Source organism: Arcicella sp. (genome assembly GCF_964672035.1).
The window spans coordinates 1-17,992 of record NZ_CBABQS010000086.1; the positions used below are offsets into that span (position 1 = coordinate 1).

The window sequence follows — 17,992 nt, forward strand, 5'->3', positions numbered from 1 at the left end:
ACTGGCTTTACCGTTCTATTACCTGTCAAAGCCTACACCACTACATTATTATATACGGTTACTAATTAATATTTTAGGATTTACGCAGTGTTACACGAAAATGTAAGGGTTCAAAATGAGTATTTGCTAAAAAATCTCTACTTTTTCCCCTCATAATCAAGCAATTGCGTTGTTGCAATGGTGGAAAATTACTTAAATGTGAGGCAAACTTTCTTTACATCGAGCCACGGAACGAAGTTGTTTTGACTGCAGTATTTTGAACCTTAACATCGTAAAAACTTAAATTAACTAAATGTTAAAAAAAGTTAATAAACCTTCACGTAGCCAAAACGAGGGTTCATCCCAAACGCTTCTATGAGGTGACAACATTCCTAATTTCCATTAATTCTTTTTACTCAAATAATCATTAAAAATTAAACACCGTTATTATTTGGGGTAAATACTTGTTTATCAGTTCGTTATTTTCAAAATATCGAAATACGAGTAATATAATGATAATTCTCAAGTCACCCTTACCAATAAAAATTAAATTAATCATCATCTTCTTCATTATCACTTCCTGCCATTTTTACGGGATAAGGCTTATTTCCTTTGGCAGAAAACCATAATATCCGATTCAAAATATCATCATGTCCTCGGTCAATTAAATCGAAAGCGTATTTGATGGATTGATTTGTAAATTTTAACGATGCGCCTTTTTGTTTTTCCGCAGGTTTGTTCATTTCGTCCAATGGGATTTGATTTTTTTGGGCAACGAACACAAAATTATTATCTGGTTTATCCGTAAAACAGTCGAACATTGGGGAAGCCGTAGCATCAATAATATTCATCGGTGGTAATGCCAAAATATGTTCAATCGTTCTCAAAACTGAGGTTTGATTATAATTGGTGTGAACCGTTTTTTGCAAACGAGAATATTTGCTAATGACATAACCGGTTGTACGGTAGGCACTTACGTGATCCCATCCTGCTTGAGAATCATCTTCACTAATAAAAATAACGGTGGAATCGGCAAATTTACTTTTCATAATTGCCTCAACGATTCTTCCAACCGCCAAGTCATTATCGGCAACCATGGCTCTTGGGGTTGGAAAAGTTGGATTCATGCCTGAAGTGTGGTCATTTGGCAATGACATTACCATTAAATTGGGTAATTGCCCCATTGGATTTGCTTCAATTTCCTTAAATTCTTTCAAAAAAGCGTCTGCACGCATTTGGTCGCTAATATTTTCATTGTCACAGCCGGGGAAATCTTTTGATAATATAGGACGTACTCTGGAAATGGTAGTCGTATTTTTGAAAGGAAAATTTTCACCTTTTTGTCGTAATTCAAACAGGTTTTTCCAAGAATAATTTTTCTGATCATATTCACACGTACAGGCTTCGCCAAAAATCCGAGCGGTTTTGCCGTGGTCGAGCGCATTATTCCAAATTAACCCTTTTTTGTTGTAAACCATCGCATCGTATAATACATGAGGGTAGCTCCTAAACCATGCTCTAACGTTTTTTTCGGTATAATCCGTCACCATGCCAGCGCTCGCCCAATGATGCCCTTCGGCCGATGATTTTCCAGAAACATAATAATTATCCATCAACAAATAATCCTTCACCAATTGGTGTTGGTTAGGGGTAATACTATCGCCAAAAATGCACAAGGAGGCCATGCCATCTCCTTCTTTCACATCGCCCAAAACTTGGTCATACGTTCGGTTTTCTTTAATAATATACAAGACATATTTAAAAACTGAGGGTTCGCCAATCCTTTCTGGAACGGGTCTGGGAGCTATATTTTTTCGAGGTAATTGTTCAGAAATCTTGGCTCGGTAATATAAACTTTGATTTTTTACTTTTTGGGTATATTCTTTTAATAATTCCTCGTTTGGAAGACTGATAAACGAAACCGAAGCTAATTGTTTATGAGAATTATAAGCCTTTTCAGCTTTGGCCGCTTCGTTAACTTTTCGGAAAGCCCTGGCTCCAATGGCTTCAAGATTTGTAATATAAATTTCACCGTTATTTATCACAATACCCGATGGATAGGCTTGCGTGGGAATAAACCCTTTGACAAAATTATTTGTAACATTCTGATTATCAGTAGTATTAGATAAAGAAACCACAGCAATGGCATTGTCTAAACCATTGGCCACGTAAAGGGTTTTACCCGATTGATCAATGGCTAAACCGTTGGGTGTACTGCCAATGAGGTTCGTATTTTTATCAAATAATCCCACAGAAATTGTATCTACAACAGCTAATTTTTTGGTATCAATGACCGAAATATTATCGCTATTTCCATTGGCAACGTATAATTTTTGTCCGTCACTGCTCGAAATAATGGCGTTTGGATGTAAGCCGACTTCTATTTCTTGGATGAATTTCCCAGTTTTCAACTCAAATACGGAAACAGTTCCACGAGACATGGCACCCGTTTTTGGGTCGATATAAGCGCTGCCCCAAGGAATGCCCGCCGTTTCGAGTCCATCCGATGGATTGGTAATGGGACCAGCCCAATTGGTAACAAAAATTTTATCATCCGCCGAAGTTAAACCGTAAGGACAATTGCCCGTGGGTACTGCCCAAATTTGTGCTTGATTGCTAACGTTGGTTTTAATTAATTGGTTATTTCCATTTAACACCGTGTAAAGGAAAAGCACACTATTTTCTTCTTTTATGAGTACTTCATTCGGCAAAGAAACCAAAGCAGGAGCGATAGCTTTGAATGGAAATGCTTTGATTAATTTTAGTTCTTTACCATTCCATGCGGCTTGCATGACGTAAGAATTTGAATTTTCTCGGCCACCCGATCCCCAAAAAACGTACACTGAATCTTTGTAAGAAACCGTTTTTATTCCTGAAAAAGAACTCATAAGATTCTTATAATCAGGATTTTGACTGTATTCCCAACGGTTAATTAACGTTTTTGATTTTGAATTAAATACCGCAACCCCAAACCTGTCTTCCACCACAAATAAATCCGTATTTGGAATCATTGCTAAGTCTAAACTATGATTTTCAAACTCTGGATTTCCAAAATTTACCGACGTTCCAACGCCATCAATAATCCGATTGTAGGGCATTAAATAGGGCGAAGATTCTGAAAACAGCGTTTCATGGTCATAATTCAAAATCGTTTCTTTGTTGGCAGCATTATTATTACTTTTTTGAAATGTTTTACAACTTATGATGTTTATAATTATAAAACATGCTGATAGATAAGCTGTTAGGTTTTTGATTTTCATGGTAAGTTTAGTATTTGATTTTCTTTGGCAAATTTCATCATTAATTTTCCAATTCCTTGATATTTTTAAGCAAATGTAACTAATATTTTAGTATATTTATTGGATGAAATTCATCGCAAAATGGTATAATAATGAACAGGGTTTTCATCAATATCAAACTATCGACCATCTACGATAGTAAACGGCACAAAATTCGGGTTCGTCCTACGGAAGGACAAGGGGTGCCTGAACTTTGGGTAAGTTGCTCCAGAAAACAGCGTAATCAAATGATTGTTGGGACAGTTTTTAAAACAGATGTGAAATTAATCCATTCTGAAAAACGAAAACCGTATTTAATGGCAACCAAAAAAATTTTAGGGCAACTAAGTTTGTTCTAATTTTATTTCAATTACGAACAGCTTTGTTCATTTTATCGCTCAAAAACAGTTACTCAAATATATGTTGAATTTGTTGATCCTGAGCCCTTCTACTTTATCGCTTCAAAAAAATCCACTCATTTTAATTTTCAGGCATTGGGTTGCGTGATTATCGTCATACTTTCTACTGACTTTTTACGAACATCTTCCTAAGATTCGTCATATCTTTTGTGATTTTTTAGGGTGAAATTTGGGTTGAGTTTCGGAAAAATCTTCAAGATAGAAAATTTATGTTCATCATTTTTGCCTTTGCTTAACTATTCTTTTAAAAATTTCTACGGACGTTATTTACATAATAAATTTTTGAATTTATGCTTACAACAGGTCTTTATCTTTTCATCATATTCACCCGTTATTTTTTGTTTACATTCAAAAACTTAATGACATGAAAACTATTCTTTTTCCGACCGATTTTAGTAATAATGCCCTTCATGCTTCTCAATACGCAGGAATGTTGGCAAGAAGTATGAATGCTCGTGTAGTGTTTCTGCACGTTCATTATATCCCGATGGTGGCAGAATATAATGATAATGCGCAGATAAGGACGATTATTCAAAATGACAAAATGGAAGCTGAGGTTGATATGAAGGTTTTCATGACCAAGTTTATTGAAAAAACGCAAATATGTCCTGATAGAATTTCGCATAGAATTGAATACGGTGCCAATGTACCCGAAAAAATTCTGGTTGCTGCCAGATCAATTAATGCTCATTTTATTGTGATGGGAACGAAAGGCGCTGCTAATACTTTGGATAAATGGCTTGGTACAAATGCGCAAAAAGTGATGAAAGAATCTATTTGCCCAGTTTGGATTATTCCTGCCAATGCAGTGATTAAATTTCCACGTAAAATAATGTACGCCGCTGATTTTAAAAAAGATGAATTTTTGGCAACACACCAAGTCTTACAAATCGTTGAGCCTTTGGGTGCTACTTGCAAAGTGATTCATATTAATGATTTTATCAGTATGAAAGCGGACAAAAATGTGCACGAATTGGTAGGTGCTTTGAAAGATGAATTTAAAGAGGATAACGTTTTTGTCAGAAAAATTAATCGAGCCGACATTATCGAGGGCTTGGAATCGTACATAAATCTGTATAAACCCGACGTATTGGCGTTGGCGGTTCATGAGAAATCCTTTTTAGAAAATATATTAAATACAAGTGTCTCAAAACATTTTATACAAGGAGCAGATGTTCCAATGCTGACTTTTAGAAAATAAAAAAATAGCTAAATGATACCAATGATTTAATGGAGTTTACAAGCATTGATTTAAGTAATACCTAAAAAATCCTATCGTTTCCTTTCAAAATATCTGTAGCAGTCAATACTATTTCCGTATAAATCAGGTTTTAACTGAAGTATTTGATAATTCTCAATATCTATTATTTGAATGATAGATATTGAGAATTATACAAGTTCACTGCAATGAAAGTCATTATAACGCTTATTCTCTGACTATCTTAACAATTTTCTTATGAGTTTTTCACTTACGCACCCGTATCAAATTAATCCAGAATTTCAGAAAAAAATTGCCTATTTCTCCATGGAATTTGGCATTCATCAACCCCTTAAAACTTACGCTGGTGGATTGGGATATTTAGCGGGTTCGCACATGAAAAGTGCCTTTGAATTGAAACAGAACGTGGTAGGAATCAGTATTTTATGGAAATTTGGTTACTATAATCAAACCAGAAAATACGACCAAACGATGGATGTTTTATTTGAGGAAAAGATTTATGGATTTCTGCAAAAAACGGATATTAAATTCACCATTCAAGTTTCTAAACACGATGTGTCGGTTACCGCCTACTATTTGCCGCCCACCGTTTTTAATACGGCTCCCATTTTTTTCTTATCGACTGATTTGCCAGAGAACGATTATCTCGCCAAAACCATTTCGCATAAACATTACGATGCTAACCCCGAAACGCAAATTGCTGCCGCTATTTTATTGGGAATTGGCGGCGCAAAATTATTGGAACAATTAAATTGGGAACCCCAAATTTATCACTTGAACGAATCGCATGGATTGCCGATTGCATTTTATTTGCACGATAAATTCCAAAAGGTAGCTGAAGTAAAAAAGCGTTTGGTATTCACAAATCATACGCCCGAAGCGGCTGGAAATAAGAAGACAAATATGAGCTTGTTGGAAAGAATGGGTTTTTTCTACGATATTCCACTCACCGAAGTCAAGGCGATTACCCAAACCGAGAATGACATTTTGGACCACACACTCGCAGCACTTCGACTTTCCAAAAGGGCCAATGCGGTTTCAAAAATACACGCAAAAGTACTGCACGAAATGTTTAAAAATGAGGCAAATATTTGTGAGATTTTATCCATTACAAATGCTCAAAATTATACCTATTGGCACGACGAAGCGATGTATCAAGCCTTAGAAAAAAACGATGATGAGGCCTTAAGAAATAAGAAATACCAACGTAAAAGGTTACTATTTGATGAAGTGGCCGACCAATGTGGTGAGATTTATGACGAAAAAATATTCACTATCGTCTTCGCAAGAAGGTTTGCGGGTTATAAAAGAGCAGATTTGTTTTTTCACGATATGGACAGGTTTGAACGATTTGTCAGTAATCTCCAAAGACCCGTACAAATCATTTGGGCTGGAAAACCCTATCCCATGGATTTTGGGGCAATCGGAGTTTTTGATAAAATCGTTAATATTTGTAGAGCTTATCCAAATTGCTCAGTATTAACGGGTTATGAAATGAGTTTATCTAAATTATTGAAACAAGGTGCCGATATTTGGTTAAATTTGCCTTTGCTTTTGCACGAAGCATCAGGCACAAGTGGTATGACCGCAGCGATGAATGGAACCGTAAATGTGAGCTTACCCGATGGTTGGTTTCCTGAATTTGCCAAAGATAAAATCAATTCATTCGTGATTCCGTCGTGTGATACTTTTTTGTCCGAAGATATTCAAAGAGATTTGGATGCCAATAGTTTATATCATTTGTTAGAAACTGAGATTTTGCCCTTGTACTATGATTATCCAAATCATTGGATTGAAATCATCAAAAATAGCATGAAAGATATCGTGCCTCAGTTTGACAGCAATCGGATGGCTACGGAATATTATCAAAAATTGTATATTGAATAATCGTAAGGCACCACCATTTTTTAGACAAATTCTTCAAATTTACTACTTTCCGATTGTATCTTTACTCAGCATTTTGTTGAAAATTGAGACAAATTTTTGTTTATAACGAGAGATTTTAATGGATTCAAATTTAATTATCCAAAATATAAATCCGAATCTTTCGGTCGAATTAACGAACGATTTGAAAGAGAAGGTAAACGAGTACGGCCGTTTAGGTATGGAAGGCGCCATTAATACCCAGCGTGCCTACAAATCCGATTTGAAAGATTTTAATAGTTGGTGCGAAATCAATGCTCAGATTCCCTTCCCCGTTACTCCTGAAACTTTGGCGGGCTACGTTTCCTATTTGGCGGATACTTGTAAATGGGCAACCATCAATCGGCGATTAGCGGCTATTTCAAAATTACATCAATTAAATAATTTCGATACACCAACCCAAAACCGAATGTTTAGGGTAGTAATGGAAGGTATTAAACGTAGTAAAGGGATTCGCCAAAGTCAAGCACCTGCTTTTAAACTCCACAATCTAAAGCAGATTTTAAGAGACTTTGATGTTGAAAGCAATGCAAATGTTAGAAATAAAGCCCTCTTGCTTTTAGGTTTCACGGGAGCTTTTCGGAGGTCGGAATTGGTGGCTTTGAATGTAGAGGATTTAAGTTTTACGGATGAAGGGTTGATTGTTTCTATGCAAAAAAGTAAAACCAATCAATACGGAGATTACGAAGAAAAAGCCATTTTTTATAGCCCAGAATCAGTTTTGTGTCCAATTAGAAGTTTGCAATCATGGATAAAAAGAATGGATAAAACTTCCGAAGGTTTGTTTGTTCGAGTAAGAAAAGGAGATAGAATTACTAATAATCGCCTTACTGATAAAACGGTGAATGATTTGGTGAAAAGATATTTTGGTAACGATTTTTCTGCTCATTCCTTGCGGGCATCTTTTATTACGATTGCTAAAATAAATGGAGCCGATGACTCAGAAATTATGCGCCAAAGTAAGCACAAAACCTCTGCCATGATTCAGCGTTACACTCGCATTGAAGACATCAAAAAGTATAATGCTGGGATGAAATTAGGATTATAAATTTCCGAATTATATTTTATATTTTGGAAATAAGTGGCAAATAATGATACTTATTTCCAAAATTAAAGTTTGTTATTCTGACGAAGTTTACGCCGAAATGAGCTAAGAATCGCTGTACAATTGAAATATTTTCCTAAAATTATTCTTCTTCTGATTTATTTTTCAACTTCATCAAAAGCGTGTAAGCTCCTTTAATCACAATTTGTTTATCCGTAAAAGTGCTACTATTTTTTACTTCAATAAAGCCATTTTCTTTGGTACCCGTTTCCGCTTTAACCATTTGAAATTGGTTTTTATCCTTCGCTACAAATACATAATTTGAACCTTCAAAATTGACCACCGCATCTTCTGGAATGGAAGAAGCATTGGTAGATTTCACCTCAAGGTCAGCATTCATGTACATTCCTGGCAGTAAAGTTTTGTCGTATTTCTCAAAATGACAGTGGACATCAACGGCTCTTTCGGGGGAAATATCACGGCTAATCAAGATAATTTCACACTCGTATTTTTTATCGGGAAAATTATTACTGTAAGCAATCAATTTTTGTCCGATGGCCAATTTGTCAATATCCTTTTCAAAAACTTTCAAGTTTAAGTGAAAATCGGAAGGGTTAATTAACTCAAAAAGTACATCGGTTGGATTAACATATTTACCAATATTCACATTCACTTTCGATACAAATCCACTTATTTGTGAATAGATTTTTACATTATTAGAAATGGTATTTTCCGTTAGTTTTTGCGTACTAATATTAATCAATTTCAATTTTTCACTCAAAGCACTCAAGGTTATGAGCAGTGATTTATATTCCATTTCGGTTTGTTGAAAAAGTTTGTCACTGGTTGCTTTACTGGCATTCAGCTCTTTCTGGCGTATATATTCAGCCTTAGCAAACTCCAATTTATTCTTAGTAGTCAAATAATCCTGTTGAATTTGAATATATTGTTGGTCTTCCATTATCGCAATCAATTCGCCTTTATTGATGTGCATTCCAGGCAATAATTTGGTAGATTTTAAGTAGCCCCCCAATGGCATACTCACCGAAATTAAATTTTGTGGCGGAACATCAATTTTACCATTTAGTTTAACTACTTTTGAAATACTTCGGCGTTCTACTTTACCCAATTCAAGTTGAGCCAAAGCCAATTGCGCATCGGTAAGTGTGGCAATATCGCCTTCAATAGCCGTTGGTTTTTGCGTGGATTCTTCCGTTGCTTTCTTGCTACCACAGGCTATGAGAAAGAAAATACCAAAAACGATGATTATATTTTTCATTATTTTATTATTTCGATGTTAAGTAATTGATTGAAATGATGCTTTCGTTGAGCATCTTGATGGCATCCAAATGATTGGACTGAATGGCAATTGATTGGTTGATAAGCACTACCCAATCCAGATAATTAATGTCGCCATTGATGAATTGTTTATTGGCCGTTGCTACAATCAAATTGGCATTTTTCAAGCCCGAATTTTCAAAATAATTTACGGCGTGAAGATTCGTTTGATATTGCAAGAATGCATACTGGTAATCCTTTCTGAGTTGTTGAAATTGTTGCTGAAAATTGTTCTCAGCAATGGTTTCTGTCACTTTAGAAGCATTTATTCTCGCTTTTTGAGCACCTGCAAAAATAGGAATTCCAACGCCAATTTGAGCGGAATTGAATCGAGTAGAAGCATTATAGATGATATTATCCGCTCCAGTTCCTCGCATACTCATACTATTAATTCCAAGGTTTAAATTGGGTAATAATCTTGACTTTTCTAAAGTAGTATTTGCCGTTGCCACCAATCTTTGCTGTTGAAAAACCTTCAGCAAAGGATGCTGACCGACAAAAGAACTATCAAGATTGACGAGGAAGTCAATTTTTGCATTGTTTGCCAAAGGTTCATAATATGTTTCCGTGTTCAAGGTTAATTGAAATTGCAGTTTTACTAAATCAATTTCTTGCTGCAATGCTTTTAATTGCAATTGAATATTTCCTCTCTGCAATTCTGCCGTTGTATTTTCTAAAATATTACTTTCGCCTTTGGCAAAACGAAAATTGGTTTTTGACAAGAATTCAGCGTAAATACTGTCCGCTTTCACGAGTAATTTTTCCTTTTCTCGGAAAATAATTAGCGTATAAAAAAGTTGCGTTACGGCTCGTTTTAGTTCAGTCTCTCGCAAAGCAACTGTCAAAACGGCCATTTTCCATTCTTCATTCAATAATTTCTTTTGATTGGTATAAACCGTAGGAAAACTGATAGACTGATAGATTCCGAAACGAATATCCGTATAAGCACTATTTATTTGTCCTGCTTCCACTGAAAAGTTGGCTTGCGGAATATTTAAAGACGATTTAATGAGTTTTTCCTGATATTCAGATTTTAATTTCTCATTTTTAACCGTCAAATTATTGCTCATTGCCATGTCAATCCCATCTTGCAAAGTGATTTTATCCTGAGCCGAGGTACTAAATCCACCACATAATAGTAAGACAACAATCACTGCAACCGACTTCGTATCAGCTTTTGAACTACCCGTTTTTTCAAAAATGATGTAAAGAATTGGGAGAACAAAAAGGGTTAAAAAGGTCGCCAACATCAATCCACCAATCACTACCGTAGCCAAAGGACGTTGCACTTCGGCACCCGCACCGTTGCTGACTGCCATGGGTAAAAAACCCAAAGATGCCACAAAAGCCGTCATCATCACGGGACGTAAACGTACTTTTGCACCCGTTACCACCACTTCTTTCAAATCCGTCATTCCATCTTTTTGCAGACGATTGAATTCCGCAATTAATACGATTCCATTCAAAACTGCTACCCCAAAAAGGGCGATAAAACCAACACCAGCACTGATACTGAAAGGCATTCCACGCAAAGCCAAGAAGAAAATTCCACCAATTGCCGAAAGTGGAATGGCAGTATAAATCAATAAACCGTGTTTTACGGAATTGAAAGCAAAAAATAACAAGAGGAAAATCAGAATTAATGAAACGGGAACGGCTATCATCAATCGCTGTTTGGCGGCATTCAAATTTTCAAATGCACCTCCGTAAGTAACATAATAACCCGTAGGGAATTTTATTTGGGCATCAATTTTTTGTTGCAATTCCGTCACAATCGTTTGTACGTCTCTACCTTTTACGTTGAAACCAACCACAATTCTCCGTTTTGCATCTTCACGCTGAATTTGGTTTGGACCATTTTTAATTTCAATTTTAGCCAATTGATTCAAGGGAATTTGCGTTCCTTGGGGCGTTGGAATCAGTAAATTTTGAACGTCTTCTAAGTTTTTTCGCTTGTCCATATTCAACCTAACCATTAGATTGAAACGTTTTTCTCCTTCAAAAACCAAACCTGTACTTTGTCCCGCAAATGCCGTATTGAGGACTTTATTGATGTCAGCAATATTCAAATTATATTGGGCAATTGTGGCTCTATTGTACTCAATCAAGATTTGGGGCATTCCCGTAACAGGCTCAATAAAAAGGTTTTGACTGCCTTGAACACTGCTAACAACTTTCCCCAGACGTTCGGCATAAAGTGCTAAAGTATCTAAATCTTCCCCAAAAATTTTAAGGACAACATCCTGTCTCGCTCCGGTCATCAACTCATTGAATCGCATCTGCACGGGGAACTGAAATCCCGTCGTAATGCCCGGAACATCTTGCAACGCAATGGTCATTTTTTCGGATAATTCACTAAATGTTTTTGCGGAAGTCCATTCCGATTTATCCTTCAAAATAACCATCATATCACTGGCTTCCATCGGCATTGGGTCCGTTGGGACTTCTCCGCTACCAATTTTAGTCACTACTTTCTCAACTTCTGGAAAACGGGCTTTGAGAATGTGAGCGGCTTTTTGCGTACTTTCTATGGTGGTACTTAAATTACTTCCTGTCAAAACTCTAGTATCTACCGCAAAATCGCCTTCTTCCAAGGCAGGAATAAATTCGCCACCCAATGATCGAAGAAGAATAATCGCCAAAACAAAAAGCAAAACTACGATTGAGATGACGATTTTGGGGAAATTTAAAATCTTTTTGAGTGAGTTTTCATAGCCACTTTCCACCCAAGCCATCACTTTATCCGAGATATTGGGTTTATGTTTTACCGTTTTACTCAAGACTAAAGCACTCATCATGGGAATATAGGTGAGGGAAAGAACAAATGCTCCTAATAAAGCAAAAGCCACCGTCTGAGCCATGGGTTTGAACATTTTTCCTTCAATTCCCTGTAACGTAAAGATGGGTAGATACACAATTAAGATGATAATTTGACCGAAAACGGCACTGTTCATCATTTTACTGGCCGATGAATTTACCTGCAAATCCATCTCACTTTGCGACAATTTTTTGATATGTTCAAACTTCTGGCTATGGGATAATTGGTGCATGACGGCTTCCACGATAATGACGGCACCGTCCACAATTAAACCAAAATCCAATGCTCCGAGACTCATTAAATTGCCACTTACGCCAAACGTATTCATCAAAATAATGGCAAATAACATCGCTAAGGGAATAACTGAGGCAACCAATAAACCCGCCCGGAAATTTCCGAGAAACAAGACCAGAATGAATACCACGATTAAAGCACCTTCCAAAAGATTCTTTTCAACCGTTCCAATGGCATTATTTACCATTTTGGTTCGGTCTAAAAATGGCTCAATGACCACGCCTTCGGGTAATGTTTTCTGGATTTGAGCAACTCTTTCCTTGACATTTTTGATAACTTCACTACTGTTTGCACCCTTCAACATCATTACCACCGCTCCCGCAACTTCGCCTTTGTCATTGTAACACATCGCACCGTATCGGGTAGCGTAACCAATGTTTACATCGGCAACTTCTCTAATAAAAACGGGGGTTCCGCTTGAAGTTGCTTTCACGGAAATGTTCTCAATATCCTCCTTATTGCCAATTAAACCTTCACTCCGAATAAATAAAACGGTCGGGCCTTTTTCAATATACGCTCCACCCGTATTTTGGTTATTTTTTTCTAAAGCGGTAAAAACATCATTAATTGTCAAGTTGTACGCCTGTAATTTATTGGGATTTACCGATATTTCAAACTGCTTCAATTTTCCCCCAAAACTACCAACTTCTGCTACACCTTTTACGCCTAACAGTTGGCGACGAACAATCCAATCTTGAATAGTTCGGAGTTCGATGGCATCGTATTTATTTTCGTAACCTTCTTTTGGGCGAACTACGTATTGGTAAATTTCACCCAAACCCGTTGAAATTGGCCCTAATTCTGGAGTTCCAATCCCTGGTGGAATGATAGACTGCACTTTTTGCAATCGTTCGGATACTTGTTGTCTGGCCCAATAAATATCCGTAGCATCATCGAAAACGATGGTTACTAAAGACAGTCCAAAGCGAGAAAAACTTCTAATTTCTTTTAAACCACTGATATTATTATTAGCTTGTTCGATGGGAAAAGTAACCAATCGTTCAATATCCGTAGCGCCAAAAGAAGGGGCAACGGTAATAACTTGTACCTGATTATTGGTAATATCTGGCACCGCATCAATGGGAAGTTTGGTTGTTTCGTAAGCGCCATATCCTAAAAGGGCAATCACGAATAGCCCTATAATGAGTTTATTCCCGATGGAAAACTCAATGATTTTATTAAGCATAATTTAACCTGATAATCAGTATTTTGATTAAAATTCTTGAATACTCGAAGACCCAAATACGATAGTATTTGAGACAAATGAAAACCAAAAAAGGGATTAACAGAATTTTGGCGGTTGCCAGATATTGGAGAGATAAGAAGAAACGAAAAATGCTTCTTTTGAAATAATGATCACTTTTAATTCAACAAAATTAGGCTTTGAATGTATGGTTATTTTAAATACTGAATTTGCCATCGCATCCACAATATTTGTAGTAATGGTGTGATTATGCGACTTGAAGGGTAGTTTCATGTCTTCTTCATAATCCGCATCTTTAACATCGCCGTAGGCATAATGAAGATATAGAAACTCCATCAGGGTGATATTTTTGTTCTGCTCTTTATGCTCAATAAAATGCTCCATCAGAAATGGTAATTTCAACAACTGGTATAATTCAGTGGTTGCCATCTGATAAAATAGGACAAGCAATATGGCGATTATTTTTTTCAAGCTGTAAAGTTAAGCAATTTTTAATGAATTGAAACTGACAAATATCATAAGTGAGACATTACGATATGTTTATTAGTTCCAAACCATAAAAAATGCAGCACCAGCTACAACCGCACCAATTAAGGTAACTTTGAATACCCCAAAGACTATCACTTTTAGTGCTATTTTACCGTAAATTTTTAGTAATATTTTGTACATTTTTTGCGAAGAATTTTGCGTTAGTTTTGACGCACATTAGCCCGATTTGGCTATAAATTTTTAGTAGTATTTTGGGTGTTTCTATCTATGTATTTAGACTTGATTTTTATGAAACACAAGTCTAAATTTCATGTAATAAATTCGGAGTGAATCAGCAATTCTACCATTCCTATTTATTGGCAAAAGCTATTATCTGGGAGAATATTGCCTTTTTTTATTGAAAATATTTCTCTGATGGTTTTATTTGAATACATCATCGAATCATGGATTTTCTTAACCTCGGTAGCAATTATTTGGTATTGTTTGTTTAATCCAATAAATTTCTGCCTCCTTGCATACCTTTTTCCTTAGCAATTCTTAACCCTTCTAAAGTGTTTTCTCTTCGTAAACTGCTTTCGGTATCAGCCAAAATACACATCTGCAAATTTATATTCTTATCTGATGTCCAAGTCAGTGCCTACCCAAATTTTATCATGGTAAATGCTTGTCAAAGTATTTAAATTAAGATACACAGTTCCATATTTTAGTTTAGACCCAAATGGTGATTCCAGCCTAATAAGCGACTTGCAACCGTAAGGGGACTTTTACAGTATAATTCATCGAATTATCAATGCGAAATGACAAAATATTGCAAATGCTACACTGATATAACTAACTCTTATTTATAATATACTAAAAATCAGTTAGTTAGAAATAAGGGGACTTTTTTTAGCATAAAAATGAATTGACCTTTAAAGTAAAAATGTGCTTTTTTAAATTTTTTAACTATCTTATTATCAATTAGTTAGATTATCAAGGGGACTTTTTTTAGAACAGCTATCGTAATTATAAACCACATTAAAGGGACTTAATTTATGAATGATAAAAGTTAATATAAATTACTACCATTAAGACTAACTATCTGATAACCAAACTATTAAATATATAAATTAAATTAGAAAAATTCTATTTTTAGCTAAATTTAGAAGAAATTACGTAAAAAGTACTGTGTATCTAATTTTATTTACCAGTTAGAACCAGCTTAATCTTAGTACATTATAAACGTATAGGGACTTATTTTAGAGGCTATATTAAAAACATTGCAGAGAAAATGGTTTAAGAGGACTTATTTTAGATACTTAACTCATTGGTTATCAGAATTTTATAATTTCAAGGGGACTTTTTTTAGAAGAATTCTACTTTAAAATTTTTCTAATTACAAAAAATAATTGAGGGTGATCTATTTTTTAAGTCAAATTAGGTGGTTTTAGTAAAACTTTACTTAAATACTTTTATTTTTAGTAATTAGATCGTGATTTATAAATTTATCATATTATAATTTGATTGATTTAGAATCAGTGTAACTTCCTAAGAATCAATTATTTATAGGCTATAAGGGGACTTTTTTTTAGCTATAAGGGGACTTTTTTTATAAAAAATAAAAAATTAGGGGACTTTTTTTAGCTATAAGGGGACTTTTTTAGTTTTTTTTGTTATATTTGTTTCCGTTTATTTCAAAATTAACTCTTTAGATTATGGACTTAATTCCCAATAACATAGATACCCAAATAATTCTTGAGCCAAACGAGTATTTAGAGCAAGAATATATCGAACATAGAAGTCATAACTATTTACCTCAAAAATTAATTATTAGTCAAATTGATTTCTCAAGAATTGAACAAAAGATGTACGAAATGTTTGTCAATCAAATCAATTATGAAAAAATTGACCGTGAAAAAGGTCTAATGATTAAGATTCCGATAGCATTTGTTAAACAATACATGACCGTCGAACAAATAAGAGATACAACATCTAAGATGTCAGAGAAAAAAATGACCTTGTACGACGTTAATCATCCTGAAATTGAGTTCCGACATTTGCCTATATTTTCTGAAATCAGTTATAACTACAAACAGAGTGGTTATTTGGTTTTTAAATCAAACCCAGAAATTTCCGAATATTTAATTCTTGGCAATAAATACGCAAAGTATGATTTTATCACGGTGCTTAATTTTAAGCATACCTATTCCACTTTGCTTTACAAATTACTAAAGAGCCATATCGGACAAAACAGGTATTCTTTTATTTACTCGATCACCGAACTAAGAAAACTTTTGAATGTTCCCGCTGGCACTTATCAAAATTTGAAAGATTTTAAACGTAAAGTTTTAAATACCGCCATGGAAGAAATTAATAGTACGCCACGTTCGCCCATTAAATTTGAGTACAAGCATTATGGCAACAAGCAAAGAAATGTTACGCATTTAGAATTTAATATCAGTACAATTTTTGACACCATAAATGCAGATAAAGCTGATTTCATGCAAGCGGTGAAAGTGAATCCAAAATTAGTGTTTGAAAATGTTCACGAAATTTTACTAAAAAATTATAATCTCAAAGAAAAACATAGAACGGAGATTTTAACCAGAAAAGATTTAGTTGATAAGTTTGTAACGCTCCATATCGAATTTGAAAATGGTATGTATCCAAAAGTTAAAAATAAAACCGCTTATATTTTAACTTGTTTAGGTTTAGTAACTAAAAAAATATAGTCTTTACTTATTTCTTTTATAATGAATTCATTGACTAAAGTCAAAGTCTCTCAATCAGTAGACTTTGATACAAGAATTACTTTGACTGGAAGTAAAGCTCCCGAACCCACTAATTGACTGGACAAATTTTTCGTATACTAAGCGACCGTCGCCCGGTTTTAATAACTTTACGAAATTATGAGCAATCATAGACGAAATTGGAGTCTTTCCGAGAAACTCGAAGCTGTCCAATTAATGAAACGAGAAGGGATTGGAAAAGCCTCCCGGCAACTTGAAATTTCAAGTACCACACTTTATAAATGGGAACGCCATTTTGATAAACATGGAGAACAAGGACTGTTGTCAAAACATGTTTCGGACAAAAATCCAGAGCTCGAAATGATTAAAAAAGAGAACCACGAACTCAAAATGTTAGTGGCTGAAAAAGAACTAATTATTAGAGTTCAGAACGAACTTCTAAAAAAAGTCCTTAGCTAAAACTATCAGACTTTCAGTGGCTCAGCGTTGTATTAACATAGGAATCACCAAAAGTTTAGTCCTCAAAATCTGTGAAATTAGCCGAAGTTCTTTCTATTATAAACCCCAATTAGAGGCTAAAAAAGTAGGAAGATTTTTCTCAAAAACGACTAAAAAAACAACTGATGGATATGATGATAATGAACTTGTTGTTGAGCATATCAAGACCTTATTCGCCGAATCTTTCGTTGATTATGGATATTTAAAAGTAACGTTTTTCTTACGAGATGAGAAAAATTATATCATCAATCCGAGGAAAGTTTATCGTCTGATGCACGTCAATAGCCTTTTATGTACTAAAAAAGGCTCTCGTGAGTTTACTAAACGCCAATGGGTGAAAGAATTAGTACCGAAGCCCATCATATAATTTCCTTATTTTGAGTTTGACATTGAGTATATTTACATACAAGGCAAAAAGACTAATGCTCAGCAATTAACAGTCATTGATTTTTTCAGTCGATGGAGTATGGAACATATCATCAAGTGGAATATCCGTCAAGAAGATGTCATTATTTTATCTGACAAAATCTTTGAAAACTATGAATTACCAGATTCATTTTATGTTAGAAATGACACCGGTAGCAACGGGCGGCGAACCGATTTATCGCTGACTTAGTAACGAGTAAATAATAAGTTGGTCAATCTCTACCTTTTATTAGGTAGTTCCATTTAGGTCTTTTATCATCGAAAGTAACATAATTTTTGATATTATCTTTAAATTTCTGACTGACCTCTCTTTTGTTTAAATATTGCTTTTGG

The 17,992-nt window shown here is 35.0% G+C and carries 13 protein-coding genes; 8 read left to right on the forward strand and 5 right to left on the reverse strand.

Annotated features, from left to right (window positions below; genetic code table 11):
* Positions 1–530 precede the first annotated feature (530 nt).
* On the reverse strand, positions 531–3,239 hold the full coding sequence (locus AC1W31_RS17545; protein WP_481735790.1) for an alkaline phosphatase family protein: 2,709 nt from the start codon (positions 3,237–3,239) through the stop codon (positions 531–533).
* Between the two features lie 131 nt (positions 3,240–3,370).
* Here AC1W31_RS17545 and AC1W31_RS17550 point away from each other — a divergent pair, with 131 nt between their 5' ends.
* The 4 genes from AC1W31_RS17550 (at position 3,371) to AC1W31_RS17565 (ending at position 7,866) form a co-directional block, all read left to right on the forward strand.
* On the forward strand, positions 3,371–3,616 hold the full coding sequence (locus AC1W31_RS17550) for a hypothetical protein (RefSeq protein WP_481735791.1): 246 nt from the start codon (positions 3,371–3,373) through the stop codon (positions 3,614–3,616).
* A 424-nt stretch (positions 3,617–4,040) separates the two neighbouring features.
* Positions 4,041–4,877, forward strand: a complete 837-nt coding sequence (locus AC1W31_RS17555) for a universal stress protein (RefSeq protein WP_481735792.1) — start codon at positions 4,041–4,043, stop codon at positions 4,875–4,877.
* Between the two features lie 255 nt (positions 4,878–5,132).
* Entirely contained in the window at positions 5,133–6,782 is a 1,650-nt protein-coding gene (gene glgP, locus AC1W31_RS17560; protein WP_481735793.1) for an alpha-glucan family phosphorylase, read from the forward strand.
* A gap of 118 nt (positions 6,783–6,900) precedes the next feature.
* Positions 6,901–7,866, forward strand: coding sequence for a site-specific integrase (locus tag AC1W31_RS17565; protein ID WP_481735794.1), 966 nt, complete (start codon positions 6,901–6,903; stop codon positions 7,864–7,866).
* A gap of 139 nt (positions 7,867–8,005) precedes the next feature.
* Here the strand turns inward: AC1W31_RS17565 and AC1W31_RS17570 are convergent, their stop codons facing one another.
* From AC1W31_RS17570 to AC1W31_RS17585, 4 genes are all read right to left on the reverse strand, one after another.
* Positions 8,006–9,142, reverse strand: a complete 1,137-nt coding sequence (locus tag AC1W31_RS17570) for an efflux RND transporter periplasmic adaptor subunit (protein WP_481735795.1) — start codon at positions 9,140–9,142, stop codon at positions 8,006–8,008.
* Positions 9,143–9,149: 7 nt separating this feature from the next.
* A complete protein-coding gene (locus tag AC1W31_RS17575) occupies positions 9,150–13,499 on the reverse strand; it encodes a CusA/CzcA family heavy metal efflux RND transporter (RefSeq protein ID WP_481735796.1) in 4,350 nt (1,449 codons plus the stop codon).
* A 96-nt stretch (positions 13,500–13,595) separates the two neighbouring features.
* Positions 13,596–13,988, reverse strand: coding sequence for a hypothetical protein (locus AC1W31_RS17580; RefSeq protein WP_481735797.1), 393 nt, complete (start codon positions 13,986–13,988; stop codon positions 13,596–13,598).
* Positions 13,989–14,060: 72 nt separating this feature from the next.
* Positions 14,061–14,186: a hypothetical protein gene (locus tag AC1W31_RS17585; protein WP_481735798.1), complete on the reverse strand. Its 126-nt coding sequence runs from the start codon at positions 14,184–14,186 to the stop codon at positions 14,061–14,063.
* 1,514 nt (positions 14,187–15,700) lie between these two features.
* Between AC1W31_RS17585 and AC1W31_RS17590 the strand changes: the two genes are divergently transcribed.
* From AC1W31_RS17590 to AC1W31_RS17605, 4 genes are all read left to right on the forward strand, one after another.
* Entirely contained in the window at positions 15,701–16,717 is a 1,017-nt protein-coding gene (locus tag AC1W31_RS17590) for a RepB family plasmid replication initiator protein (RefSeq protein WP_481735799.1), read from the forward strand.
* 177 nt (positions 16,718–16,894) lie between these two features.
* A complete protein-coding gene (locus AC1W31_RS17595; RefSeq protein WP_481735800.1) occupies positions 16,895–17,194 on the forward strand; it encodes a transposase in 300 nt (99 codons plus the stop codon).
* 16 nt (positions 17,195–17,210) lie between these two features.
* Entirely contained in the window at positions 17,211–17,600 is a 390-nt protein-coding gene (locus AC1W31_RS17600) for an IS3 family transposase (protein WP_481735801.1), read from the forward strand.
* A 99-nt stretch (positions 17,601–17,699) separates the two neighbouring features.
* On the forward strand, positions 17,700–17,849 hold the full coding sequence (locus AC1W31_RS17605; RefSeq protein ID WP_481735802.1) for a hypothetical protein: 150 nt from the start codon (positions 17,700–17,702) through the stop codon (positions 17,847–17,849).
* Positions 17,850–17,992: the final 143 nt, after the last annotated feature.

Coding starts and splice junctions, on each gene's coding strand:
- AC1W31_RS17545 (WP_481735790.1), bottom strand. CDS start 3,239: ATGAAAATCAAAAACCTAACAGCTTATCTATCAGCATGTTTTATAATT.
- AC1W31_RS17550 (WP_481735791.1), top strand. CDS start 3,371: ATGAACAGGGTTTTCATCAATATCAAACTATCGACCATCTACGATAGT.
- AC1W31_RS17555 (WP_481735792.1), top strand. CDS start 4,041: ATGAAAACTATTCTTTTTCCGACCGATTTTAGTAATAATGCCCTTCAT.
- glgP (WP_481735793.1), top strand. CDS start 5,133: ATGAGTTTTTCACTTACGCACCCGTATCAAATTAATCCAGAATTTCAG.
- AC1W31_RS17565 (WP_481735794.1), top strand. CDS start 6,901: ATGGATTCAAATTTAATTATCCAAAATATAAATCCGAATCTTTCGGTC.
- AC1W31_RS17570 (WP_481735795.1), bottom strand. CDS start 9,142: ATGAAAAATATAATCATCGTTTTTGGTATTTTCTTTCTCATAGCCTGT.
- AC1W31_RS17575 (WP_481735796.1), bottom strand. CDS start 13,499: ATGCTTAATAAAATCATTGAGTTTTCCATCGGGAATAAACTCATTATA.
- AC1W31_RS17585 (WP_481735798.1), bottom strand. CDS start 14,186: ATGTACAAAATATTACTAAAAATTTACGGTAAAATAGCACTAAAAGTG.
- AC1W31_RS17590 (WP_481735799.1), top strand. CDS start 15,701: ATGGACTTAATTCCCAATAACATAGATACCCAAATAATTCTTGAGCCA.
- AC1W31_RS17595 (WP_481735800.1), top strand. CDS start 16,895: ATGAGCAATCATAGACGAAATTGGAGTCTTTCCGAGAAACTCGAAGCT.
- AC1W31_RS17605 (WP_481735802.1), top strand. CDS start 17,700: ATGGAACATATCATCAAGTGGAATATCCGTCAAGAAGATGTCATTATT.